Annotated in this window: 23 protein-coding genes and 1 pseudogene; 18 read left to right on the top strand and 6 right to left on the bottom strand. The window is 62.7% G+C overall.

Annotated features, from left to right (window positions below):
• Positions 1–118: 118 nt before the first annotated feature.
• Positions 119–248 (bottom strand): annotated as a pseudogene (locus V1283_RS16405) (ABC transporter substrate-binding protein); the annotation flags it as partial.
• Positions 249–764: 516 nt separating this feature from the next.
• Between V1283_RS16405 and V1283_RS16400 the strand changes: the two are divergent.
• On the top strand, positions 765–998 hold the full coding sequence (locus V1283_RS16400) for a hypothetical protein (protein ID WP_334387498.1): 234 nt from the start codon (positions 765–767) through the stop codon (positions 996–998).
• Between the two features lie 132 nt (positions 999–1,130).
• Here V1283_RS16400 and V1283_RS16395 read toward each other — a convergent pair whose 3' ends face one another.
• Positions 1,131–1,832 carry an alpha/beta hydrolase gene (locus tag V1283_RS16395; protein ID WP_334387497.1) on the bottom strand — a complete coding sequence of 234 codons (702 nt, stop codon included), beginning with the start codon at positions 1,830–1,832 and terminating at the stop codon, positions 1,131–1,133.
• Positions 1,833–1,990: 158 nt separating this feature from the next.
• Here V1283_RS16395 and V1283_RS16390 point away from each other — a divergent pair, with 158 nt between their 5' ends.
• The 3 genes from V1283_RS16390 to V1283_RS16380 all read left to right on the top strand — a co-directional run bounded on the left by V1283_RS16390 (position 1,991) and on the right by V1283_RS16380 (position 5,435).
• Positions 1,991–2,887, top strand: coding sequence for a LysR family transcriptional regulator (locus tag V1283_RS16390; RefSeq protein ID WP_334387496.1), 897 nt, complete (start codon positions 1,991–1,993; stop codon positions 2,885–2,887).
• A gap of 243 nt (positions 2,888–3,130) precedes the next feature.
• Positions 3,131–3,274, top strand: a complete 144-nt coding sequence (locus tag V1283_RS16385; RefSeq protein ID WP_334387495.1) for a hypothetical protein — start codon at positions 3,131–3,133, stop codon at positions 3,272–3,274.
• Positions 3,275–4,172: 898 nt separating this feature from the next.
• Positions 4,173–5,435, top strand: coding sequence for an IS4 family transposase (locus V1283_RS16380; RefSeq protein WP_334387494.1), 1,263 nt, complete (start codon positions 4,173–4,175; stop codon positions 5,433–5,435).
• 129 nt (positions 5,436–5,564) lie between these two features.
• On the opposite strand, the gene V1283_RS16375 is transcribed toward V1283_RS16380, so the two are convergent.
• Positions 5,565–6,170: a DNA-3-methyladenine glycosylase gene (locus tag V1283_RS16375; RefSeq protein ID WP_334387493.1), complete on the bottom strand. Its 606-nt coding sequence runs from the start codon at positions 6,168–6,170 to the stop codon at positions 5,565–5,567.
• A 156-nt stretch (positions 6,171–6,326) separates the two neighbouring features.
• Here V1283_RS16375 and lipA point away from each other — a divergent pair, with 156 nt between their 5' ends.
• From lipA to V1283_RS16350, 5 genes are all read left to right on the top strand, one after another.
• Positions 6,327–7,286 (top strand): lipoyl synthase, encoded by a 960-nt coding sequence (lipA, locus tag V1283_RS16370; protein WP_334387492.1) that lies wholly within the window; start codon positions 6,327–6,329, stop codon positions 7,284–7,286.
• Between the two features lie 15 nt (positions 7,287–7,301).
• Positions 7,302–7,841, top strand: coding sequence for a DNA topology modulation protein (locus tag V1283_RS16365; protein ID WP_334387491.1), 540 nt, complete (start codon positions 7,302–7,304; stop codon positions 7,839–7,841).
• A complete protein-coding gene (locus V1283_RS16360) occupies positions 7,841–8,308 on the top strand; it encodes a type II toxin-antitoxin system RatA family toxin (RefSeq protein ID WP_334387490.1) in 468 nt (155 codons plus the stop codon). The genes V1283_RS16365 and V1283_RS16360 overlap by 1 nt, the downstream gene beginning before the upstream one ends.
• Positions 8,305–9,228 carry an NAD(P)-dependent oxidoreductase gene (locus V1283_RS16355; protein ID WP_334387489.1) on the top strand — a complete coding sequence of 308 codons (924 nt, stop codon included), beginning with the start codon at positions 8,305–8,307 and terminating at the stop codon, positions 9,226–9,228. The genes V1283_RS16360 and V1283_RS16355 overlap by 4 nt, the downstream gene beginning before the upstream one ends.
• Before the next feature lie 101 nt (positions 9,229–9,329).
• Positions 9,330–11,003 (top strand): thiamine pyrophosphate-binding protein, encoded by a 1,674-nt coding sequence (locus V1283_RS16350; protein WP_334387488.1) that lies wholly within the window; start codon positions 9,330–9,332, stop codon positions 11,001–11,003.
• A 6-nt stretch (positions 11,004–11,009) separates the two neighbouring features.
• Here the strand turns inward: V1283_RS16350 and V1283_RS16345 are convergent, their stop codons facing one another.
• Together V1283_RS16345 and V1283_RS16340 are read right to left on the bottom strand one after the other, a co-directional pair.
• Positions 11,010–11,612: a CinA family protein gene (locus tag V1283_RS16345; protein WP_334387487.1), complete on the bottom strand. Its 603-nt coding sequence runs from the start codon at positions 11,610–11,612 to the stop codon at positions 11,010–11,012.
• 1 nt (position 11,613) lies between these two features.
• Positions 11,614–12,795 (bottom strand): bifunctional 2-C-methyl-D-erythritol 4-phosphate cytidylyltransferase/2-C-methyl-D-erythritol 2,4-cyclodiphosphate synthase, encoded by a 1,182-nt coding sequence (locus V1283_RS16340; protein WP_334387486.1) that lies wholly within the window; start codon positions 12,793–12,795, stop codon positions 11,614–11,616.
• Between the two features lie 282 nt (positions 12,796–13,077).
• Here V1283_RS16340 and dusB point away from each other — a divergent pair, with 282 nt between their 5' ends.
• The 8 genes from dusB (at position 13,078) to V1283_RS16300 (ending at position 22,981) form a co-directional block, all read left to right on the top strand.
• Positions 13,078–14,079, top strand: coding sequence for a tRNA dihydrouridine synthase DusB (gene dusB / locus V1283_RS16335; RefSeq protein WP_334393083.1), 1,002 nt, complete (start codon positions 13,078–13,080; stop codon positions 14,077–14,079).
• Positions 14,076–15,251: a two-component system sensor histidine kinase NtrB gene (locus V1283_RS16330; protein ID WP_334387485.1), complete on the top strand. Its 1,176-nt coding sequence runs from the start codon at positions 14,076–14,078 to the stop codon at positions 15,249–15,251. Before dusB ends, V1283_RS16330 begins: the two co-directional genes overlap by 4 nt.
• A 9-nt stretch (positions 15,252–15,260) precedes the next feature.
• Positions 15,261–16,703: a nitrogen regulation protein NR(I) gene (ntrC, locus tag V1283_RS16325; RefSeq protein ID WP_334387484.1), complete on the top strand. Its 1,443-nt coding sequence runs from the start codon at positions 15,261–15,263 to the stop codon at positions 16,701–16,703.
• Between the two features lie 168 nt (positions 16,704–16,871).
• A complete protein-coding gene (locus V1283_RS16320) occupies positions 16,872–19,223 on the top strand; it encodes a sensor histidine kinase NtrY-like (RefSeq protein WP_334387483.1) in 2,352 nt (783 codons plus the stop codon).
• Between the two features lie 17 nt (positions 19,224–19,240).
• Positions 19,241–20,611, top strand: coding sequence for a nitrogen assimilation response regulator NtrX (ntrX, locus tag V1283_RS16315; RefSeq protein ID WP_334387482.1), 1,371 nt, complete (start codon positions 19,241–19,243; stop codon positions 20,609–20,611).
• Between the two features lie 305 nt (positions 20,612–20,916).
• Positions 20,917–21,165: an RNA chaperone Hfq gene (gene hfq, locus V1283_RS16310; protein ID WP_006020546.1), complete on the top strand. Its 249-nt coding sequence runs from the start codon at positions 20,917–20,919 to the stop codon at positions 21,163–21,165.
• An 11-nt stretch (positions 21,166–21,176) separates the two neighbouring features.
• Positions 21,177–22,553, top strand: a complete 1,377-nt coding sequence (gene hflX, locus V1283_RS16305) for a GTPase HflX (protein ID WP_334387481.1) — start codon at positions 21,177–21,179, stop codon at positions 22,551–22,553.
• 122 nt (positions 22,554–22,675) lie between these two features.
• Complete coding sequence (locus V1283_RS16300) at positions 22,676–22,981, top strand: hypothetical protein (protein ID WP_334387480.1); 306 nt, start codon at positions 22,676–22,678, stop codon at positions 22,979–22,981.
• A gap of 66 nt (positions 22,982–23,047) precedes the next feature.
• Here V1283_RS16300 and mazG read toward each other — a convergent pair whose 3' ends face one another.
• Complete coding sequence (mazG, locus tag V1283_RS16295) at positions 23,048–23,908, bottom strand: nucleoside triphosphate pyrophosphohydrolase (RefSeq protein ID WP_334387479.1); 861 nt, start codon at positions 23,906–23,908, stop codon at positions 23,048–23,050.
• Positions 23,909–24,039: 131 nt separating this feature from the next.
• Here mazG and queC point away from each other — a divergent pair, with 131 nt between their 5' ends.
• Complete coding sequence (gene queC / locus V1283_RS16290; RefSeq protein WP_334387478.1) at positions 24,040–24,750, top strand: 7-cyano-7-deazaguanine synthase QueC; 711 nt, start codon at positions 24,040–24,042, stop codon at positions 24,748–24,750.
• Positions 24,751–24,885: the final 135 nt, after the last annotated feature.

The following is a 24,885-nucleotide window of genomic DNA, read 5'->3' as shown; positions in this document are numbered from 1 at the left end:
TTGGGTCATTCGCGTCGATTTGGCCGGACCACTGCGACTTCCGGTCTACCGCGGTGAACGGACACGCTCAGGATAGGCCGGCACGTCTCAAAAGTGCCAAAAGCAGAAGTGAACGTTGCTATTCGATCACCTCGTCGGCGCGGGCGAGCAGCGTTGGTGGGAAGTCAAGACCAAGGTGCTTTAGCGGTCTTGAGGTTGATGGCCAGCGTGAATTTAGTTGGTTGCTCGACCGGCAATTCGCTAGGCCGGGCGCGCCTCTAAGGTCCCTCCGTAATCGTCCATGTGAATTTTTCTTGATCCTGCTCGCTCAATGTTTTCTTGTAGAACGTCTCCTTTTTTTCATCTCTTCGGCAGGTTGTGCCAACTGAATTAAACGGACCGCGATCTCAGCGTGAGCCAAGCGTCGGCTTGCACTGATATTGCCGATGTCCGGTTGGGGTCATAGGCGGACATCGACGAGCGCAACCGGGAAGTCCGCTTTGCCGCTATGAGCCGACGTCGTCAGCTCAGCCTTTTAGTTCGATAGAACTAACGTTAGGGCGAGGTCTCGTCGGGACGGCCGCCGGTGGCGAGCGGTTGCAGGCAGGTTAGGAATAAATGCGTGCAGAAGAAATGCGCCAGCCAAGGCGGGCGTGACGGCGGAACAGAACCGAGCGACGCTGTTGACGATGTGACCAGCCAGCGCCTCGACAAGGCTGCCTCGCTTCCAGGTCAGGAACCTTCGTGAAGTTGTGAGCCTCCGTTACCTAAGGTAGATTGGCAACATGACCACCGTGGAACCCCGACGCGACATCACAGTGTCGCTCTCGCCAGGCGACGATGCAGTCGCTACAGCGCCGCGCATTGTCAACGGCTTGACCGTCCGCCCGCGCAAGAAGGTCAATCTGTGGCCCTACGGTTTTCTTTTGCTGCCGGATTTCGCGGTGCCGCTAGTTATCGCCGGTCTCGGCATGCGTCGGTTGCTGCGATATCTCGAGGCCAATAGGCCGAAAAGTTAGCCGACGCGACAGCAGCTACGGTAATGGTCTGCTAAGGGTCAAAAGCGGCCATCGCACACCGGCCCATGAATAGGAGAGGTCGTCTTGCGAACGACCTCTCCTTCGTGCCCGGCAGTGTTATGCTTGTTGCGATCAGCTTTTTTGAACCGCGGCCGCGGCCTTGCGTATCACGTCGATAACGACATCGGGCTGAGAGAGCATCGGCACGTGGCTGCTCGCTACCTCGGTGACGGTCGCTCCCATGCGCTTCGAGACCCAGCGTTGCAGATCGGGATGCACAGTGTGGTCTTGCGTGGCCAGAATGTACCAGCTTGGCTTCGACCTCCACGCGATTTTGTCAGCGCTGAGCTTCTGTTGCTGGAACAGATTGTAGACGGGCGCGTAATGGGTGGCCCAAACAAGCTTCTGTTCTTCCTCGGAGAGGTCTCCTGCGAAGAACTCGGTGCCGCTCGGAAGCATCCAGGCACGCCCATCGGCGACCTCGACGCGCGAGAAAATATCCGACGGATACTTGTCGAGCTGATCCTGTACGGTCTCGCCGGCATCTGGAGCGACCGCTGCAATGTAGACGAGACCGACCACGCGCTCGTCGGTGCCCGAGCCCGTGATGGTGGCTCCGCCATACGAGTGGCCGACGAGAAGGACCGGGCTGCCAACACGATTGAGTGTGCGCTTCACCGTCGCCAAGTCCTCTTCAAAGGAGTCCAGGCCATATTGAACGGCGATTACCTCATACCCGTCGGCCTGCAATGCTGGAATGACCTTGCTGAAACAAGAGCCATCTGCCCAGATGCCGTGGCAGAAAACGATCGTTGGTTTAGTTTGCGCAGACATACTGCATTCCCTTTTCTAGAACGAACTCAGTGATGAGGGGATTGGAAGATTTAGAATGGGCGCTAAGGGGCAACCCCCGTTGCGCCGCTCAGATTATTCGTTCATAGATGGCCGGATAGCTGCAAATCGTTCGGTTCTTTCGTGATCAGAAGTCCTGAATGACAACGATTTTGGAGAGAACGGCCGGTCTCCTGGCCTTCGTGCGGACGGTTGATGCAGGTTCTTTCGCCGGCGCCGCGAGGTCGATCGGCGCCAGTCCTTCAGCGGTATCCAAAAGCGTCGCGCGCCTCGAAGAGCGACTCGGTGTACGCTTGCTGCAGCGCTCAACGCGCACGCTGAGCCCGACTTCTGAAGGCGCCGCTTATTATGAACATGTGGCCCCCCATCTTCGCGCGATAGAGGAAGCCGATGACATCGTGCAGGTCCCGGGCAACGTGCGAGGCGTGCTTCGGGTCACTGTGCCGAGCACATTTGGACGCCCATTGATTTCCGCATGGGCGGGCTCGTTTTTGGAGCGCTATCCGGACATAAAGCTCGACCTCAGCGTCACAGACCGCCGTGTCGATCTCATCCGTGAGGGTTTCGACCTCGCTGTCAGAATTGGAGAGTTGGAAGACACGAACCTGATCGGTCGTTCCCTGGGTGTCCTGCAATATGTTCTGGGCGCATCGCCAGAATATCTTCAGCGAAGAGGAATCCCGCAGTCGATCGACGATCTTACGCAGCATGCCTGCCTTCGCCACCTGCTTGGCGGCCGGCCGCAAGCGTTTACTTTTGCGGACGGCACGCGGATCATCCCCAATGGCCCCTTCGATAGCGACGATGCTCAGTCCTTGATTGAGGCAGTCGTAAAAGGCGTTGGTATCACGCAGTTCATGCGCATCGCAATCGAGGACGAGCTTGCCGCCGGACGATTGAATGTCGTGCTGCCGGAGGTACCGATGTTCACCACGCCGGTCTACGTCCTGCACGCGTTCGGACGGCAACTCCCACTGCGAGCGCGCCTGTTCATCGATTTTCTTGTCGAAGCCTTGGGCGTGTCGCGTAATTTGTAGCTCTGAACTTTCGGAACTGGACAGAAACGCGTCGGGCAGGGGCTACGTCACTAAACCTGAATTTAATGGAAACGATGGGGAGCGAACTCCACCTGTTCGTTGTGTAACGGTGTTTGCATAACCGCTCGAAAGGACAAAGCCATGAAAGTCGCAATGACAGCGCTGGTCGCCGCGTTAGTGCTCTCAAGCACGTGTGCATTCGCAAGTACGGCGCATCATGAACCGTTGGTCAGAAGCTATCCCATGTACAGGTACGCTGCTCCGCACGTCGTCCTGCATCCGAACTACGGCAATCCGAACGGAAATCCGGATGGTCCGACCACGTTGAGCGGCACCGGCGATTCTCAGTTCGGCGGCACGTCGGCCGGCACCAGCGGCTACAACTAGGTGGAAAGTAGCAGCGAGGAAGCCTAACTAATCCGGATGAGCGGAAACGATATCCGAGGGTAGCATTGCGCCAATCTGCGATTTTCTCCAGCAACTTCAAGCTGATTTGCCTTGTCCAGCTTCGGCCGCAAAAATATTCCGCTTCATGACGGACCCAAATCAACCCTACAACTCCCGCCATCCCGTCCCGAGAAGAGGGGCGTTGGCCATCGTCACGAACGTTGGGGCGGGTTGCGGTGGACGCGGCAGCGTCAGGCGCGAAAGGTGTTCGCAGGGCGGTTATCCGTGAGCGAGCACAGCGCGCAGACGAACGGCGCTTAAACGCTTTCGCCAGAAGTTTGGCCGGCGGCACTGGCTGGCTGAATGGTTCGGCGGAGGAAGCTGCGTACGGCAAAACCGTGTGGTCCTGGCACCCGTGGCTGGTGTCAAGCTGGCGGAGGTTTGCGAAGCCCGACCGGGCGACGCGAGCTGTCAATTCGTCAGCGACGGAGGCAAGAGGAATTCGTCTCCGGGGAGAGCTCGGCATAAGCCGTAAAGCCATTGCGCGGGGAATGCCGGGCTGCTCCGGCTGTACCTGTATGCTCGTGTGCGCATTCTTGAGTGCATCTTGCACACGAGACCGCGGGTGCCAGCCGGCACCCGGCATTCCCTGCGCCCTCTCACTCTTTGAGGGTGATCGACTTACAAGGCTCGGGCGCATCGTGTCGCGAGAATGCTGACACACATTCGCTGTCATCGCCCGGCTTGTCCCTACGATATTCACACATCTCCAAGGCCGCTTCCCTTGCAGTGTGTTCCGTTCTCTGAATCGATGATGCTCCCACGACAACGGGAGAGCGTTCATGGAAGGCAGTTTGGGACGGTTCGGCGACCGGCGCCTGGAAAAAGGGGGGCCTGCTTGCTGGCTCGGCTGGTTTGTGTTGGCCAATCGGGCATCAGCGTACGCCGCGTGGGCGGCAATCGCGCGGGCGAGATACGCTTTACCCGGTTTTTGCGTAACAAGCGGGTGAAACCCGACGCGATGGTCGCAACTGCCCGCGCGCGCACCGCCGGGTTAGTCATGGGGCGTCACATCCTGGCGATCCAGGACACGACGACTCTACGCGACGATGGCAAGCAACGCAGTCTGAACCTGCATCCAATGATCGCGGTGGACGCCAGTGATGGCGGGCTGCTGGGTCTTGTCGATGCGGTATTCCTCAGTCACGTCGGCGGCAAGAAGCGTCTATGCAAAAAGCGCCCCTTCGCCGAGAAAGAGAGCCGCCGCTGGCTTGACGCCACCAAGACAGCGGCTGGCTTGGTCGCAGCCGGAGCGGTCTGCGTTACCGTCATCGCCGACCGGGAAAGCGATATTTACGAAGAGTTCGCCTGCCGGCCCGCCGAGACGGAGCTTCTGATCCGCGCCAACCATGATCGCGTTCTGGAAGATGGTGGTGCGCTGTATGGCTGCATGGAGGAGGTAGCCGAACTGGGCCGCGAGACAATCGATCTGCCTGCCAATCCGGGCCGGCCTGCCCGTCAGGTGGTATTGGCGTTGCGCGCGCGTGAGGTCACCCTGAAGCGGCCGAAACGCAATCATCCCGCCGAGGCGGCAAAACTGCCGAAGACTGTCACACTCACCTTGGTGGAAGCGCGTGAGGTCGATCCCCCGGACGGCGTAACGCCGGTGCATTGGCGGCTGCTCACCACACATAAGGTGGCCACGCTCGCCGATGCATGTCGGATCACCGGCTTTTACCGCCAGCGCTGGACCATCGAGCAGGTGTTCCGGGTGATGAAGACCAAAGGCTTCGATATCGAAGCGGTGCGTGTCGCCGAGGATGGTCCATTCGAGAACCTGACTACTGCGACGCTGATCGCTGCCATTCAAGTGCTGCAGATGGTGCGCGAGCGCGATGGCGTGGCTGGGCGGCCGTTACAGGATGCGCTCGACATCGAGGACAAGCCCGCGCTGGAAGCGATCTGCCAAACCCTTGAAGGCAAGACCGAGAAACAGAAGAACCCGCATCCCAAAGGATCGCTGGCATATGCCAGTTGGGTGTGTGCGCGCCTCGGCGGCTGGACCGGCTACTACGGCAAGCCTGGCCCTATCGCCATGATGCACGGGCTACAAGCTCTCAAAGCAATGCTTCGTGGCTGGAAACTCCGAAACGATGTGTGAATCTTGTAGGGCTTGTCCGGGCGACCCAGTATTCCAGAGACAGCTATGATTGAATCGATAGGCCGCGGCGTACTGGTTCACCCGCCTTCGCGGGTGATGACAGCTAACGATGTTGACACAGCCCATCCATCAAAACGGCTTGCTCAGAAACTTCGATCCCTTCAACCCGTACCGCCACGGCAGATTGACCGCTTTTGTTATTCCGATCCGTATGCCGGCCGCGATGTCGGGTTTAGCGAGCCGCGCATGCAGCGCAAACGGCGGCTGATCGAGCGGCAATTCATTATGTTTGATCGTGATGCCCAGCGCCTCGCAGAGCTTGCCCGGGCCGGAACACAGCGCGCGCTCCTCCTGCAGGCCCCGGCGGCGGCGCATCGCGGGCAGGCCGTGGGTCGGCTGCAGCGCGCGGATCAGCACGGCGCTGGCCGAGCCTTCCTTTTCGCAGACGAAATTCACGCACCAGTGGATGCCGTAGGAACGGTAGACATAGGCAAAGCCCGGCGGGCCGAACATCACCCGGTTGCGCGGCGTCGGCCCATTGAAGGAATGCGCGGCCGGCTCGGTGTGATGATACGCCTCGACCTCGGTGATGATGCCGCCGACGCCGTCGACCAGCAGTGTCGCCCCGATCAGGTCGGGCGCGACTTCATGCACGCTGCGGCCAAAAAACGAGCGCTTCAGCGGCTTGCCGAGGCGAGGGGCGGCGGCAGTGGCCGGCTTGGGCTTTTGAACCATTTTCAGGTGAGAATCGTTCGTGGAATGGGTGAAATTCGTCATTATCTTGCACGATCTGCTAGGTTTCGCGAGCGGAGTCGCGCGGTCGTCCGCAACCGGGTTGCAGGCGCGAGCAACACGGATTAGCTAGGTATTCTCGCCATTTCCGGACTGAACATGGTCGTCCTCGTCGATACCGTCTCCGTAAACCAGGTGCGCCCGCGTCACCCCGAAAAGGTGAACCGGCCGGATGCGCTGTCGCCGCCGAAGCCCGACTGGATCAGGGTGCGCGCGCCGAATACCCGCGGCTATGCGGACACGAGGAAGATCGTCAAGGAGAACGGCCTTGTCACGGTGTGCGAGGAGGCCGGCTGCCCGAACATCGGCGAGTGCTGGGACAAGAAGCACGCGACCTTCATGATCATGGGGGACACCTGCACGCGGGCTTGCGCGTTCTGCAACGTCAAGACCGGCATGCCCGGCGCCCTCGATGCATCCGAGCCGGAACATGTCGCCGAGGCCACCTTCAAGCTCGGGCTTGCCCATGTCGTCGTGACCTCGGTCGACCGCGATGATCTTGCCGACGGCGGCGCGGAGCATTTTGCCCAGATGATCCGCGCGATCCGCGCGCGCTGCCCGACCACAACCATCGAGATCCTCACGCCAGACTTTTTGCGCAAGGAAGGCGCGCTCGAAGTCGTCGCGGCGGCCAAGCCCGACGTGTTCAACCACAATCTGGAAACCGTGCCGGCGCGCTATCTCACGGTGCGCCCGGGCGCGCGCTACTTCCATTCGATCCGCCTGTTGCAGCGGGTCAAGGAGATCGACCCGACGATCTTCACCAAATCAGGCATCATGGTCGGCCTCGGCGAGGAGCGCCACGAGGTGCTGCAGGTGATGGACGATCTGCGCTCGGCCGAGGTCGATTTCCTGACCATCGGGCAATATCTGCAGCCGACCCGCAAGCATCACGCCGTCATGCGCTATGTGACGCCGGATGAATTTTCGGGCTACGAGAAGGTCGCCTACACCAAGGGGTTTCTGATGGTGGCGGCGAGCCCGCTGACGCGCTCGTCGCACCATGCGGGCGAGGATTTTGCCAGGCTGCAGGCGGCGCGCGTCGCACGGACCCGCTAGTCTCGGATCGAACCAATGCAACGCGTTCTCGTCATGGGATCGTCGGGGTCCGGCAAGTCGACATTTGCTCGACGGCTGTCGGAAATTGCGGGCATTCCCTTTGTTTCGCTGGATGCGCTGTACTGGAAGCCCGGCTGGGTTGCCTCTGACAACGCCGAGTTTGAACAGCGCGTGGCCGAAATCGCGCGCCAGCCGCGATGGGTCATGGATGGCAACTACACCCGGTACGGCGCGGGCGAATTGCGCCGCCAAACCAGCGACACCGTGATCTGGTTCGACCTGCCGCGCCGGAGCTGCATGCTCGGCATCATGAGACGGGTCGCCGGCAGCTACGGCAAGGTTCGCCCGGAAATGGCTGAAGGCTGCCCGGAGAGACTAGACTTCGAATTTTTTCGCTATGTCTGGGCCTACCGCCGGCAGCAGCGGCCGAAACTGCTGGACTATTTTCAAGGGCTGCGCGCCGATCAATCGCTGGTCTGCTTCACCGACCGGACGCAGGCGAACGATTATCTGAAGCAAATCGCGCTGAAGCAGAACCGGACGGGTATGCACTGATGCCGCGCTTTTCCAGCAAGCGCCGGGTTCATCACACCGCGTCGCAGATGTTCGATCTGGTCGCCGACGTCGAGCGCTATCCGGAATTCGTGCCGCTGTGCCAGTCGCTGCGGATACGTCAGCGCACGCCGAAGGCAGACGGCACCGAAATCATCGTCGCCGACATGACCGTGTCGTTCAAGGTGGTGCGGGAATCCTTTACCAGCCGGGTGACGCTGGACCGGCCGAACCTGAAGATCATGGTCGAATATCTGAAGGGCCCATTCAGCAATCTCGAAAACCGCTGGACGTTCGAGCCGAAATCCGGAACCGATTGCGACGTCGGATTCTTCCTGTCCTATGAATTCCGAAGCCGGATGCTGGCGATGCTGATGGGAACGATGTTCGACACCGCGTTCCAGCGCTTTGCCGCCGCGTTCGAAAAGCGGGCGGACGCGGTTTACGGGAAGCAGCAGGGAGTGACATGACGACATTCGAACGCGTTGGCTTTATCGGCCTCGGTGGAATGGGACGGGGCTTGGTGAAGAACCTCGTCGCCAAGGGCGTGGCGGTCACCACCTATGATCTCAATCCGGCCGCTGTGGCGGTCGCCAAATCGTTTGGCGCGACCGCCGCCAGCAATCTCCAGCAAATTCGCGACTGCCGCATCATCATGATTTGCGTCAACGAAGCCGAGGACGTCGAAGCGCTGATGGTCTCTCGCGACGGATTGCTGGCCGGTCAGGCGCCGGGGTTCATCATCGTGGACCACACCACCGGCAGCCCGCAGATGGTCGCAAAGCTCGACCGGATGGTGCGTGCGGCCGGCGGGCGCTATGCGGAGGCGCCGATGACGCGAACGCCGAAACATGCCGATATCGGCAAGGTCAACGTGCTGTTCGGCGGCGAGGGTGACCTGCTCGACGATCTCAGATCCTATTTCGAGCTCTATGCCGAAAACATCTTCCACATCGGCCCGCTCGGGCACGCCATCCGCATAAAACTCATTCACAACTACATCGCCTTCGCCAATGTCGCGGCGTGGTGCGAGGGGTTTGCGCTCGCCGCAAAGGACGGGCTCGATCTCTCGCAGGTGATCGGCATCATTTCCGCCGCCGGCGCCAAGAGCGGCATGCTCGATCTCTATGGCCAGGCAACCCTCGATGGCGACTTCACCCCGCTGATGTCGCTGGCGAACGCCCGCAAGGACGTCCGCTATTACGCGCGCTGGCTGGAGGAGGCGGGCTTGCCCGGTTTCATGGCGGATGCGGTGCACCAGACCTACCGGCAGGCAGCGCTGCTCGGGCATGACGGGGAATCCTGCACCGCCGTCATCAAGGCCTATGAGGCCGTGACAGGCGTGGACGCACGGATCGCGCCGAAAGACCAGCAACAAGAAGGAAAATGACCAGCGGAATACCTGATCGCGCAGGAAAACCGGTTGATGGTGCCGACGCCTTTCTTTAAGCCGGGTCCAAATCCGTAATCCCATAGCGGAAGGGCGAGGCAATGGACGCAAATCTTCGAACCGGTGGCCATATTCTGATCGAGCAACTGGCCCTGCACGGCGCCGACACCGTGTTCGGCGTGCCCGGCGAAAGCTTCCTGGCCGCGCTCGACGGCATGTACCAGAGCCAGCGCGTGCGATTCATCAACGCCCGGCACGAAGGCGGCGCCGCCATGATGGCGGAGGCCTATGGCAAGATGACCGGCCACCCGGGTATCGCGTTCGCCACGCGCGGCCCCGGCGCCACCAATGCGTCCGCCGGCGTTCATGTCGCATTTCAGGACTCGACGCCCATGATCCTTCTGCTGGGGCAGGTCGGGCGGGACATGATGGAACGCGAAGCGTTTCAGGAAATCGACTATCGCCAGATGTTCGGGCCGATGTCGAAATGGGTGGCCCAGATCGATGATGCGCGGCGGATTCCGGAATTCATCTCGCGCGCGTTCTTCACTGCGACCTCCGGCCGTCCCGGCCCGGTCGTGCTGGCGCTGCCGGAGGACATGCTCACCGACACCGCCGAGGTGCCGGATGCGCCGCCCTACACTCCGCTTCCCATCGCGCCTGATGACGGCGCCTTGCGGCAGTTTCATGCGCTGCTTTCGGGGGCGAAGAAGCCGTTCCTGATCGTCGGCGGCGGCGGATGGAGCGATCAGGCGCGCCGCGATCTCGAGGCGTTTGCGTCGGTGCATGAAGTGCCCGTCGGCGTTTCGTTCCGCTGCCAGGACTATTTCGACAATCTGCATCCCTGCTATGGCGGCCATATCGGCATCGGTCTCGACGCAAAGATCGCCGACCGGATCCGCAACAGCGATCTGGTGATCGCGCTTGGCGCAAGGCTGGGGGAGGCCACCACATCCGGCTACACGATGTTCGATATTCCAAAACCAAGGCAGCCGCTGGTTCACGTCTATCCCGATCCCGAAGAGATCGGCCGCGTCTATTCGCCGACGCTCGGCGTGGTCGCAAGCAGCGCGGCCTTTGCGGCCGCAATCAACCGGCTGGAGCCGAAGCATCAATCGCGCGCCGACTATGTCAAGGTGGCGCATGCCGACTATCTCGCATTTGCCGAGCCGACACGCTCGCCCGGCGATGTGCAGCTCTCGCAGATCGTGCGCGGCCTGAGCGATCGCTTGCCCCACGACACCATCATCTGCAACGGCGCCGGCAACTATGCCGTCTGGGTGCACCGGTTCTGGCGCTATCGCCAATTTCGCACGGAACTGGCGCCGACCTCGGGCTCGATGGGCTATGGCCTGCCTGCGGCCGTCGCCGCCAAGCAGTTGCATCCGGAACGTACGGTGATCGCGTTTGCCGGCGACGGCTGCTTCCAGATGACGGGGCTGGAGTTCATGACCGCGGTAGAAAACCGGCTGCCGCTGATCGTGATCGTCTGCAACAACGGCATGTACGGCACCATCCGGATGCATCAGGAGCGGACTTATCCCGGCCGTGTCTCCGGCACCGATCTCGCCAACCCCGACTTCGCCGCGCTTGCGCGCGCCTGCGGTGGTTTTGGCGCCCATGTCGAGCGGACCGAAGATTTTGCCCGCGCTTTCGATGAGGCCGTGGCCTCGGGGTTGCCTTCGATCATCGAACTCACGATCAGCCCAGAGGCGCTAACGCCGGTGGCTTCGCTGAGCGAAACGCGCGCCAAGGCTTTGGCTGCGCAGGGTTGACCGACTTCAAGTTCGCGTCGGCCGGCGCCGTTTGACGGCGCTGCGCCGCGGCGTCCGCGCCACCCGTGGACGCAACCGGCTCATCGTTTCGCGTCGCGGCTTGACGGGCGGCTGTGGGCCACGCGCCAGCTCCATCAGCATGCGTAGCGCCTCGACGACGGAGCGCTGGCGCACGGTGGTGCGGCCAATGGCACCAAAACGGAATTCGCGGTGCAGGATCTTTCCGTCGCGCGAGGCGACCGCGAAATGCACCAGCCCGACCGGCTTGCCCGGCGTCGCTCCGCCGGGGCCTGCGATGCCGGTAGTGGATACGGCGAGATCAACGCCGGCTTTTTCGAGCGCGCCTATCGCCATCGCGGTCGCAGTTTCCTTGCTGACCGCGCCGAACGTCGAAAGCGTCGTCGCCTTGACGCCGAGCATCGCGCGCTTGGCATCGTTGGAATAGGTGACGAAGCCGCGGTCGATCACGTCTGACGAGCCGGGAATGTCGGTCAGCGCGCCGGCGACCAGGCCGCCCGTGCAGGACTCCGCCGTCGCGATCGTCAGCTTGCGCATCCGGCATAGGTCAAGCAGCGAGCGGGAGAGGGCGCGGGCGTCGCTGCCGCTCATCTTACTCGCTCCAGGGCAGACGGATGGTGGCGCTTGCGGTCGCGGCGATGCCTTCCTCGCGGCCGGTGAAGCCAAGCCGCTCGCTGGTCGTTGCCTTGACGGCGACGCGCGAGATGTTGAGCCCGGTGATCTCGGCGATGCGGGCGCGCATGGTATCGCGCAGCGGCCCGATCTTCGGGCGTTCGCAGATCATCGTGACTTCGAGATTGGCGATCCGGCCGCCGCGCGCGGTGACACGATCGACGGCATATTTGAGGAACTTGTCGGACGCGGCGCCTTTCCATTGCGGATCGCTCGGTGGAAAGTGCGAACCGATGTCGCCATCGGCCAGCGCGCCGAGGATGGCGTCGACCAGGGCATGCAGGCCGACGTCGCCGTCGGAATGGGCGAGAAAGCCGCGGGTGTGCGGCACCCGTACGCCGCAGATCATCAGATGATCGCCGTCGCCGAAGGCGTGCACGTCATATCCCGTGCCGGTCCTGATGTCGCCGAGCTGGGCGGCGAGGCGGGCTTCCTCGCGGATGAAATCTTCAGGCGTTGTCAGTTTCATGTTTGCAAGATCGCCTTCAAAGGTCGCTACCGTCAATCCCGCCCATTCAGCGAGCGCCGCATCATCGGTGAAATCGCTGCGGCCATCGCGCGCGGCGCGGCGATGGGCATCGAGAATCACATCGAAGCGGAACGCCTGCGGCGTCTGCGCGATTCGCAAATTTGCGCGTTCGGGTGTCGCCTCCACATCGCCGGTATCGCCGACCTGCTTGATCGTGTCGGTGACGGGAATCACGGGAACGGCGGCGCCCGTCCGGCCGGCGGCGTCGATCGCGCGCGAGATCACCGCAGGGGTAACGAAGGGCCGCGCGGCGTCATGGATCAGAACGATGTCGGGCTTCTCCGCGGCCAGCGCCTCGAGCCCGGCATGCACCGAGGCTTGACGCGTCGCGCCGCCGTTGGTGGGCGGCTGGTGGCGCAGTCCCGCGACAGCCGCATGGAAGATGGCGGCGTCATCGGGATTCACCACCGGCTGCACGGCAAACACGTCCGGATGCCGGCAGAACGCCTCCATGGCGCGGAAGATCACGGTCTGTCCGCCGATCTCGCGATATTGCTTGGGTCCACCGGCACCGGCGCGAAGCCCGCGTCCGGCTGCGACGAGGATGGCTGCGGTACGCTCAGGTCTGGGCATCTGGACTCAAATGCGAAACGGAACGGGGTGGAGGGTGTCGGGCGCGCTGGCGCACAGCCCATACCATGTCGAATACGGAAAACAGAGTGATTCCCATCACCTGTGGGAAAAGCGGTTTTTGTTGCAGTGCACTTGCACAAATGATAGATCTGTCTAAAGTGTAGGCAAGAAGCTTGACTGCCCAAGATTTGTGCTCACAATATGCGCTGACGTCGGCAATGAAGCCGCCGCCCCAACCATGAGAACGATGTGACCGGCCCGGAAAGTTCACGCTCTAAGCCGTTGAAAATAGGCGAGATTGCTGCCGCCAACCGGGTTCTCCTGGCGCCGATGTCCGGCGTCACTGATGCTCCCTTTCGACGCCTTGCCGCCACCCTCGGCGCCGGATTGGTCGTCTCAGAGATGACTGCCAGCGACGAACTCGTGCACGGCAGGCCGATGTCGCTTCTGCGCTGCGAGACGGCCGGTGTCGGAGCGCACGTCGTTCAGCTAGCGGGTTGCGAGGCGCATTGGATGGCGGAGGGCGCACGGATCGCGGAAGCGGCCGGGGCCGATATCATCGATATCAATATGGGCTGTCCGGCACGTCACGTCACCGGCGGCCAATCCGGTTCGGCGCTGATGCGCGATCTCGATCATGCGCTCACGTTGATCGAAGCCACGATCGCGGCGGTGAAGGTGCCGGTGACGCTGAAGATGCGGCTCGGCTGGGACGATCGCTCGCTCAACGCGCCCGAACTGGCACGCCGCGCAGAACAGGCCGGCGTGCAGATGATTACCGTGCACGGGCGCACGCGTTGCCAGTTCTACAAGGGCTCGGCTGATTGGGCCGCCGTGCGCGCGGTCAGGGACGCGGTTTCCGTGCCGCTCGTCGTCAACGGCGACATCACCTCATTCGAGAAGGCGGTCCAGGCGCTGGAAGTGTCGGGCGCGGACGCCGTAATGATCGGGCGCGGTGCGCAGGGCCAGCCCTGGTTGCCGGGGCAGATCGGACGCCGGCTCGAAACCGGACAGGCGGAGATGGCACCGTCACTCGCCGAACAACTCGCGCATGTGCGCGCCCTCTACGACGAAGTTTGCAGCCATTACGGCCTGCGTACCGGGCTGAAGCATGCGCGCAAACATCTCGGCTGGGCGCTGGAGATCGCAGCCCAGTGCAGCCGCGCGCCGGCGGAGACGCTGAAGGGCTGGCGGCAGAAGATCTTGACGTCCGAGGATCCGCATCGCGTGCACCGATCGCTGCAGGACGCGTTCGACGATTTTGCATGGAGTGCTGCCGCATGACGTCAGCCGCAGAACATCGCCGGCCAGTGCCCACCGACAGCGAGGCCATCCTCAATGCGCTGCCCAATCCGGTATTGCTGGTGGCGCCCGACGGCCGCATTGTCGACGCCAATATCGCCGCCGAATCCTTCTTCGAAATCTCGACGCAATTCCTGCGCCGGCAGTCGCTGAAGGAGTTGGTGCCGTTCGGCAGTCCGCTGCTGGCGCTGATCGACCAGGTGCGCTCGAGCGGATCGCCCGTCAACGAATACAAGGTCGATCTCGGCACGCCCCGCATCGGCGGCGACCGCCAGGTCGATCTGCACGTTGCCCCGCTCACCGAACGGCCCGGCCACATCGTCGTGATGCTGCAGGAGCGCACTATCGCCGACAAGATGGACCGGCAGTTGACGCATCGGAGCGCGGCGCGCTCGGTGATCGCGCTGGCCGCGATGCTGGCGCATGAAATCAAGAATCCATTGTCCGGCATCCGCGGTGCGGCGCAATTGCTGGAGCAGGCGGCCTCATCCGAAGACCGCATGCTGACACGGCTGATCTGCGACGAGGCCGACCGCATCGTAACCCTGGTCGACCGCATGGAAGTGTTCGGTGACGACCGTCCGGTGGCGCGCGGGCCGGTCAACATCCACTCCGTGCTCGACCACGTCAAACGGCTGGCGCAGTCCGGCTTCGCCCGTAACGTCCGCTTCATCGAGGAATACGATCCGTCGCTGCCGCCGGTGCTGGCCAACCAGGACCAGCTCATTCAGGTGTTCCTCAATCTCGTGAAGAATGCCGCGGAGGCCGTCGCCGATCTCGGCTCGGACGCGGAAATCCAGCTCACCACCGCTTTCCGCCCCGGCGTTCGCCTGTCGGTGCCGGGCAAGAAATCGCGGGTATCGCTGCCGCTCGAATTCTGCGTCAAGGACAACGGTTCCGGCGTGCCGGAAGACCTGCTGCCGAACCTGTTCGATCCCTTCGTGACAACGAAACAAACCGGCAGCGGGCTCGGCCTGGCGCTGGTTGCCAAGATCGTCGGCGATCACGGCGGCATCATCGAATGCGAATCCCAGCCGCGGAAGACCACCTTCCGCGTGCTGATGCCGATGTTCAATCCCACCAAACAGTTCGACCAAAGCAACCGCGACGGCGTTCCGGGTACGCTGCCGCCTGCCTCACAGGACGCAAGATGAGGAATAACGATGCCCGCAGGTAGCATACTCGTTGCCGATGACGACACCGCCATCCGCACGGTTCTGAACCAGGCTCTTTCGCGCGCCGGATATGAAGTTCGCCTTACTGGAAACGCCGCGACGCTGTGGCGCTGGGTAAGCCAGGGCGAGGGCGATCTCGTCATCACCGACGTGGTGATGCCCGACGAGAACGCATTCGATCTCTTGCCGCGCATCAAGAAGATGCGGCCGAACCTGCCCGTCATCGTCATGAGCGCACAAAATACCTTCATGACGGCGATCCGGGCCTCGGAACGCGGTGCCTATGAATATCTGCCAAAACCGTTCGACCTGAAGGAGCTCATCACCATCGTCGGCCGCGCACTGGCCGAGCCCAAGGAGCGGGTGGCGAGTGCGGCGGACGATTCCGAATTCGATTCGATTCCCCTGATCGGCCGCTCGCCGGCGATGCAGGAAATCTACCGGGTGCTGGCGCGGCTGATGCAGACCGACCTCACGGTGATGATCTCCGGCGAGTCCGGCACCGGCAAGGAACTGGTCGCCCGCGCGCTGCATGACTACGGCAAGCGCCGCAACGGCCCGTTCGTCGCCGTCAACATGGCGGCGATCCCGCGCGACCTGATCGAATCCGAATTGTTCGGCCATGAGCGCGGCGCGTTCACCGGCGCCAATACCCGCGCTTCCGGCCGGTTCGAACAGGCCGAAGGCGGCACGCTGTTTCTCGACGAAATCGGCGACATGCCGATGGAAGCGCAGACGCGGTTGCTGCGCGTGCTGCAGCAGGGCGAATACACCACGGTCGGCGGGCGCACCCCGATCAAGACCGATGTGCGGATCGTGGCGGCAAGCAACAAGGATTTACGCATCCTGATTCAGCAGGGGCTGTTCCGGGAAGATTTGTTCTTCCGCCTCAACGTGGTGCCGCTGCGCCTGCCGCCGTTGCGGGAGCGGATCGAGGATCTGCCCGATCTGATCAGGCATTTCTTCTCGCTCGCCGAGAAGGACGGCTTGCCACCGAAGAAGCTCGACACCCTCGCGCTGGAACGGCTTAAGCAGCATCGCTGGCCCGGCAACGTGCGCGAGCTTGAAAACCTCGCGCGCCGGCTGGCGGCGCTTTATCCGCAGGACGTCATTACGGCCTCGGTCATCGATGGCGAGTTGGCGCCGCCGGCGGTCACCTCGGGCGGCAACGCCCCGATGGGCGTGGAGAACCTTGGCGGAGCCGTTGAAGCCTACCTGTCCTCGCATTTCTCCGGCTTCCCGAACGGCGTGCCGCCGCCGGGCCTCTATCACCGCATCCTCAAGGAGATCGAGGTGCCGCTGCTCACCGCGGCGCTGGCCGCCACGCGAGGCAACCAGATCCGCGCGGCCGACCTGCTCGGCCTCAACCGCAATACGCTGCGGAAGAAGATCCGGGACCTCGACATTCAGGTCTACCGGAGCGGCGGCTAGGGATCGCAAACGCTTCCTTCCGCAATAAGGACCGGTGCCGCAGCTGGGGATCGATCGCATTAGCGGTTGGACTCGCCGTGGAATTGTCGCAATTTGGCAACATTGTGATATGAATGCATCAGTCCGCGAATGGCGGGCGCAAGCCCTTTCAGCTCACCGATTGCCGGAATGACCACCGCAGAGACGACCTCGGCACCACCGTTTGACCCGTCGCTTACCGAATCCGGAGGAGGGATCCTGCGGAAATGGCTGGCGCCGTTTGCGGTCGGGATCGCGCTGCTGTCGGCGTTCCTGACCTTCATCGTGCTGGCCGGTCTGACGCCGATCGAACCCACGCGGCAGGTTGTCTATTCGTTCCTCCTGATCAACACCGCGACCATCCTGCTGCTGGTTGGGATCATCATCCGCGAAATCTGGCAGGTGATCCAGGCCCGGCGCCGCGGCCGCGCGGCGGCGAGGCTACACGTCCAGATCGTCAGCCTGTTCTCGATCATCGCGGTGTTGCCAGCGGTGGTGGTTGCCATTGTCGCCAATGTCACCCTCGATCGCGGTCTCGACAGGCTGTTTTCAGGGCCCACGCGAGCAGCGATCGAGAATTCGCTGAACATTGCCCATGCCTATGTCAATGAGCACGCTTACCTGATTAATGGCGACATTTTGGGGATGGCTAACGATATCTCCAATGCGCGACCGCTCTTCGACCAGGACCGCCGGACGTTTCGCGAATTGCTGACGGCAAGTGCCACTGCGCGCAACTTGCCGGGTGCCATGCTGATCGACAAGGACCGCAACGTCCTGGAAACCGCGCAGACCGGCATCCAGCAGCAATTCACGACACCGCCGCAGGAATTCCTCAACAATGTCGGCGAAGACAAGCCGGAGATCGCGGTATTCCCGGAAGAGAACTACGTCGCCGCGGTGATTCGCCTGCGCGCCTTCAGTGATACGTTCGTTTACGTCGCCCGCTTGCTCGACCCGCGGGTGGTCGGCCAGCTTAAGCAAACCCAGGCCAACGTCGCGGAGTACGCCGCGATCGAATCGCAAAGACTCGGCATCCAGGTCACCTTCGCGTTGATGTTCGCGGTCATCGCGCTGACGATCCTGACGGCCTCGGTGTTGATTGGGCTGAATTTTGCCAACTGGCTGGTGGCACCGATCCGCAGCCTGATGAGCGCCGCCAATATCGTCTCGACCGGTGACCTGAATATCCAGGTTCCCGTACACAAATCCGAAGGCGACCTTGCGCAACTCGGCGAGACCTTCAACAAGATGACGGCCGAATTGCGCACCCAGCGTGACGAGCTGGTGAACGCCTCGGACCTGATCGACAGCCGCCGCCGCTTCATCGAAGCGGTGCTGTCGTCGGCCAGCGCCGGCATCATCGGCGTCGACGCTTCGGGCAGCGTCGGCATTCTGAACCGCTCGGCCGAGAAACTGATCGGCCACGCCGAATCCGAGACGCTGGACCATCCGCTCTCGGACGTGCTTCCCGAGCTCGACGACATGATGAAAACCGCGCGGGAGGGCACGCAGCGCCTGGTGCAGGGCCAGATCACGATCACCCGCGACGGCCACGAGCGCAATCTGTCGGTCCGCGTCAGCGCGGAGCAGACCAGCCAGTCGCGCAACAGCTACATCATCACGCTCGACGACATTACCGAACTTGTCTCCGCACAGCGCACCTCGGCGTGGGGCGACGTTGCGCGCCGCATCGCCCACGAAATCAAGAATCCGCTGACGCCAATCCAGCTTTCGGCCGAACGGATTCGCCGCAAATTCGGCAAGGTCATCACCGAAGACAAGAACATCTTCGAACAATGTACCGACACCATCGTGCGGCAGGTCGACGACATCAGGCGGATGGTTGATGAATTCTCCCGCTTCGCGCGAATGCCAAAGCCGGTCATGGAAGGCGAGGATGTCGCCGACACCGTGCGGCAGGCGGTATTCCTGATGAAGGTCGGCCATCCCGATCTCGATATCGAGGCCGATATCAAGCAGGATCCGATGCGCGCGCAGTTCGACCGCCGGCTGATCTCGCAGGCGCTCACCAACATCATCAAGAACGCGACGGAGGCGATCGAACAGGTGCCGCCGGAAGAACTCGGCAGGGGGCGCATCGACGTCATTGCCGCGCGCGAGAACGACGACATCGTGATCGACGTGATCGACAACGGTATCGGCCTGCCCAAGGTGAGCCGTGCGCGATTGCTGGAGCCTTATGTGACGACGCGCCAGAAGGGCACCGGGCTCGGGCTCGCCATCGTCGGCCGCGTGCTGGAAGACCATGGCGGCCGTATCGAACTCAAGGATGCCTCCGATTTCCGGTCCGGGCAGCGCGGCGCCTGGATGCGGCTGCGGTTCGCCGTGTCGGGTCATGCGCCGAAGGCGGAGGAAAAGCGGCCGGGTTCGGACGCCAAACCACAGGTTGACGAAACAAAAGCGCCGTCAGGCGAAACCAATGAGGCGGCATCCGCGACCAATGATGAAGCAAAAACCGAAGCCGCAACAGGCAACTGACAAGACAGGTGTAACCCATGGCCAGTGACATTCTGATTGTCGACGACGAAGCCGATATTCGTGACCTCGTTGCGGGCATCCTGGACGACGAAGGTTTCAGTACCCGGACCGCGCGCGACAGCGATTCGGCGCTGGCCGAGATTTCCAACCGCCGCCCGCATCTGGTGTTTCTCGACATCTGGCTGCAGGGCTCCAAGCTCGATGGCCTGCAATTGCTCGAGCAGATCAAGAAGGATCATGCCGACGTTCCCGTGGTGATGATCTCCGGCCATGGCAACATCGAAACCGCGGTGGCTGCGATCAAGCGCGGCGCCTATGACTTCATCGAAAAGCCGTTCAAGTCCGACCGGCTGATCCTGGTGGCGACGCGGGCGCTGGAAACCTCGCGGCTCAAGCGCGAAGTGAAGGAACTCAAGCAACTGGCTCCCACCGCCAGCGTTCTCACCGGCCGCTCCGCCTGCATGAACCAGTTGCGCCAGACCATCGACCGGGCAGCCAAGGCCAACAGCCGCATCCTGATCGTCGGCCCCTCCGGTTCAGGCAAGGAACTGGCCGCGCGCACGCTGCACAATGCATCGAGCCGTTCGGAAGGACCTTTCGCCGTCATCAACGCCGCGGCGATCACGCCGGAGCGGATGGAGGTCGAACTGTTCGGTATCGAGCATTCGAACGGCGAGCAGGCGCGCAAGCCCGGCGCGCTGGAAGAGGCCCACGGCGGCACGCTGTTCATCGACGAAATCGCCGACATGCCGCGCGAGACCCAGAACAAGATTTTGCGCGTGCTGGTCGATCAAACCTTTCAGCGCTCGGGCGGCACCGCCAAGATTCACGTCGACGTCCGCATCATCTCCTCCACCGCGCGCAACCTGGAGGAAGAGATTGCCGAAGGGCGATTCCGTGAGGATCTCTACCACCGGCTGTCGGTGGTGCCGATCCGCGTCCCTCCGCTGTCGGAACGCCGCGAGGACATCCCGGAACTGATCGACTATTTCATGGACCAGATATCGGCGGCGACCGGCTTGCCGAAGCGCCAGATCGGCCAGGATGCGATGGCGGTACTGCAGTCGCATGTGTGGCCCGGCAACGTCCGCCAACTCCGCAACAATGTCGAGCGCGTCATGATTCTGGCCGGCGGCGGTCCTGAAGCGATCATCACCGCCGACATGCTGCCACAGGATGTGGGTTCGATGGTACCGGCGATGCCGACCAGCAACAATGGCGAGCACATCATGGGGCTGCCGCTGCGTGAGGCGCGGGAAGTGTTCGAGCGTGATTACCTGATCGCGCAGATCAGCCGGTTCTCGGGCAACATTTCGCGCACCGCCGAATTCGTCGGCATGGAGCGTTCGGCGCTACACCGCAAGCTCAAGGCGCTTGGGGTTGGCTGAGACTTGAGTGAATCGATCATTCGCTGCTTGCCGAAAATCCGCGGCTGATCTTGCGCGCTCGGAGCCGATCCATGCACTTGCTTTGGAATATTTATCTCTTTCCGCGCTTTTGCGGAGAATGGCCACTGGGTTCCTGCTAGGCGGAACGCGAACCGGCTTGCCTTAAAACCGCGCGTACCCTCTAATCGTCCTGCCGAGCCGACCGGAGGGGGATCTCAGGGGAAGCCGGCGAGTCGGGGCAGGCTCCGTGAGAGAGCAACAACCGGCTTAACAAAAAAGAAGCACGAGACGGCGGGACAAAAACAATGGCGGCAGACCGCGCACAAAATCTACAAGACACCTTCCTGAATCACGTTCGTAAAACAAAAACGCCACTGACGATCTTTCTGGTCAACGGAGTGAAGCTGCAGGGAATTGTTACCTGGTTTGACAACTTCTGCTTGCTGCTTCGGCGCGATGGTCATTCGCAGCTTGTCTACAAGCATGCGATCTCGACCATCATGCCGGGGGCTCCGATCCAGTTGTTCGAGGGCGGCGAGGACGCTCCGGCTTGAGAGTGAACTGATTGGAACCCCTCAACCGTGAAGGGAGCGCCGATCGTCCGCGGTCGGCAGGGGGTCAGCAAAGCGGGCGGGTGATCGTCATCGGCCCCTACTTGCGAATGCGCCGCGGCGACGCCGATGCGCAAGCGAATGAGGCTGCGCGCGATTCCGAGGCCCGGCTCGACGAGGCGACGGGCCTGGCGCGCGCCATCGACCTCACGATATCAGACGCGCTGATTGCGCCGATCAGCCAGATCCGGCCTGCGACCTATCTCGGCAAGGGCAAGGTCGAGGAGATCACCGGCCTGATCGCGGGCCACGACATCGAACTTGTGGTGATGGATTGCGCGCTCTCGCCGATCCAGCAGCGCAATCTCGAGAAGGCGTGGAACACCAAGGTTCTCGACCGCACCGGACTGATCCTGGAAATCTTCGGCCGCCGCGCCAAGACCAAGGAAGGTTCGCTGCAGGTCGAACTCGCGCATCTCAACTATCAGCGCAGCCGGCTGGTGCGCTCCTGGACCCATCTGGAGCGTCAGCGCGGCGGTTTCGGATTCATGGGCGGCCCCGGCGAGACCCAGATCGAAGCCGACCGCCGCCTGATCGGCGATCGCATCACACGGCTGGAGAACGAACTGAAGAAGGTGCAGGCGACGCGGCGGCTGCATCGCGCCGGCCGGCAGCGGGTGCCGTACCGCGTGGTGGCGCTGGTCGGCTACACCAACGCCGGCAAGTCGACGCTGTTCAACCGCCTCACGCGCGCTGACGTGCAAGCCGCCGACATGCTGTTTGCGACGCTGGATCCTACCTTGCGTGCGCTGAGCCTGCCGCATGGCGGCAAGGCGATGTTATCAGATACCGTCGGATTCATCTCGAACCTGCCGACGCAGCTCGTCGCGGCGTTTCGCGCCACGCTGGAAGAGGTGCTGGAGGCCGATATCATTCTCCACGTCCGCGACATCTCGCATGAAGATGCGGAGGCGCAGGAGCGCGATGTCGACACCGTGCTGCGTCAGCTCGGCATCGATCCCGACTCCGGTGCGGGCATCCTCGAAGTCTGGAACAAGATCGATCGCTTCGATCCCGAGGAACGCGAGAACCTGCGCAACATCGCCACGCGCCGCCCGCCGGAGCGGCCGTGTTTTCTGGTGTCCGCCGTATCAGGCGAGGGCGTGAATGAGCTGTTGACCGCGATCGAGGATCGGCTGGCGGCAACGCGCACGACGCTCGACCTTTCGATCGATGCTTCAGACGGCGCCGGCATCAGCTGGCTGCACCGCAATGCCGAAGTACTCAACAAGGAGCTCCACGGGGGGCGCTTCGATATGACCGTGCGCGTCGACGAGACCAAGCGCGACATCGTGGTCTCCAGGTTCGACGCCGTGCCGCACGTGGCATAAGCCGTCTCGCAAGCCCAACTTCGATCTCCGGAAATCCGTGGAATAGTTCGATGTTCGAGGCCAGGCTTGAGTCCCGGATCGCCTCGTGATCGAGTGTCTCGCCCAACCGAAGGGAGAACTCCATGAAGGCCATCGCACTGGGCGCATTCGGCGGCGCGCTGCTCGCGTCCTCCGCTTTCGCCGCGCCCCTCAACGCGACGACGATTGGCTCCGCCGAAGTCTCCGACGTCGACCAGGTCGGTCTGGTCTGCAACGAGTATGATGGACGCTGCTGGCGGACCCGGGGGCCGCGCTATGTCCTGCGCTATTTCTATGACCCCAGCTACTTCCCCGGCCGGGGCTACAACTACTACGCTGGCCCCGGCTACTACAATCGCGGATATGGCGGCTATTACGGCGGACCGAGGTTCGCCATTCGCGGCTGGTAGCCAGTTCAAGACGGCGCGACCGCGCCTCCTAACCATGAGGATTGGCGCCGCAGTAACGCAGTAACACTAGCCCTGGCCGCTCCGGGCCTTGGTCGGCGCCCCTGACGCCGGCCGGCCGGCGCCCTTGGCCTCGTTCCACAGCGCGTCCATCTCGGCAAGCGAGGCTTCCTCGAGGGAACGGCCGGTGCTTGCGAGCGCCTTTTCGATATAGGCAAAGCGGCGCTCGAACTTGGCGTTGGTGCCGCGCAAGGCGGTTTCCGGATCGGCGCCGACGTGGCGGGCCAGGTTGACCAGCGCGAACAGGAGGTCGCCGGTTTCTTCGGCGAGTTCGTCCGCATTGCCGCCGTCCAACGCGGCCTCGATCTCGTCAGCTTCCTCGCGGATCTTGTGCAACACCGCGCGGGGATCGTTCCAGTCGAAGCCGACCGTGGACGCCTTGCGCTGTAATTCCATCGCCCGCGTCAATGCCGGCTGGCCGGCCTTGACGCTCGATAGCAGCGATTTATGCGCCGTCTCTTCCGGCGGCCGCCGTGCCGCGCGCTCGGCCTTTTCCTCGGCCTTGATGCGCTCCCAGGCGCTCTTGACGCCGGCGGGAGCGATATTGCCGTCCTTGTCGGCGAACACATGCGGATGGCGGCGGATCATCTTCCTCGTAATCGCCTCGACCACGTCGCCGAAGGCGAAGGCATTTTGCTCTTCCGCCATGCGGGCGTGATAGACGACCTGCAGCAGGAGATCGCCCAGTTCCTCGCGGAGGTCATCGAAATCGCCACGCGTGATCGCGTCGGCCACCTCGTAGGCCTCCTCGATGGTGTAGGGCGCGATCGTCGCAAAATCCTGCTCGAGGTCCCACGGGCAACCCGTGACAGGGGTACGCAGCGCCGCCATGATCTCAATGAGGCGGGAAATATCGCGGGAAGGGGTCATGGCATTTCCGTCGGCTTGGGAGAACGAGCCGCTTTATGCCGCAAGCGGCGCGACGATCCCAGCGGAACGAACCGAAATCGGGCAGTTTCCACCGATTGGCCTCACGGCCCGGGAATGCTATTGGCCCCCTTATGAACGACCAATCATCGTCCGAAACCGCACTGGTGCTGTTTTCCGGCGGGCAGGATTCCACCACCTGCCTGGCTTGGGCCTTGCGGCGCTTTACCCGCGTCGAAATGCTCGGCTTCAGCTACGGCCAGCGCCACGCGATCGAGCTTGAATGCCGCGACCGGCTGCTGTCAGGCATCAAATCGCTGCGGCCCGATTGGGCGGCAAAGCTCGGCGAGAGCCGCACGCTCGCGATTCCGACACTTGCGGAGATTTCCGACACGGCGCTGACGCGCGATGTCACGATCGAAATGGGCGCCGACGGCCTGCCCAACACCTTCGTACCCGGCCGCAACCTGGTGTTTCTGACCTTCGCCGCGGCGCTGGCGTACCGGCGTGGCATCCGCCACATCATCGGCGGGATGTGCGAGACCGATTACTCCGGCTATCCGGATTGCCGCGACGAGACCATCAAGGCGCTGCAGTCCGCGCTCAATCTCGGCATGGCGAAGAACTTTGAGCTGCACACGCCGCTGATGTGGCTCGACAAGGCCTCGACCTGGAAGCTGGCGCATGAGCTCGGCGGGGCAGGGCTGGTCGACCTGATCCGCGAGCACTCCCACACCTGTTATCTCGGCGAGCGCGGCGCGCAGCACGATTGGGGCTATGGCTGCGGCGAATGCCCGGCCTGCGCATTGCGGGCGAAGGGTTGGCGGGAATATGTGGGGCCGTAGTTCGCCCGACATGCGCCACACGTTCGGATGTCGTCGCCCGCCTTGTGCGCAATTGCGCACTGGGGCGGGCGATCCAGTATCCCAGAGACTGTGTTTAAGCCGATAAGGCGCGGCGTACTGGATACCCGCATTCGC

Origin of the sequence: Bradyrhizobium sp. AZCC 2262 (assembly GCF_036924535.1) — a bacterium.
In the GTDB taxonomy this organism is placed as follows: domain Bacteria; phylum Pseudomonadota; class Alphaproteobacteria; order Rhizobiales; family Xanthobacteraceae; genus Bradyrhizobium.
The sequence above is the reverse complement of the archived record's forward strand: the minus strand, read 5'-3'. Positions and strand labels throughout refer to the sequence as shown.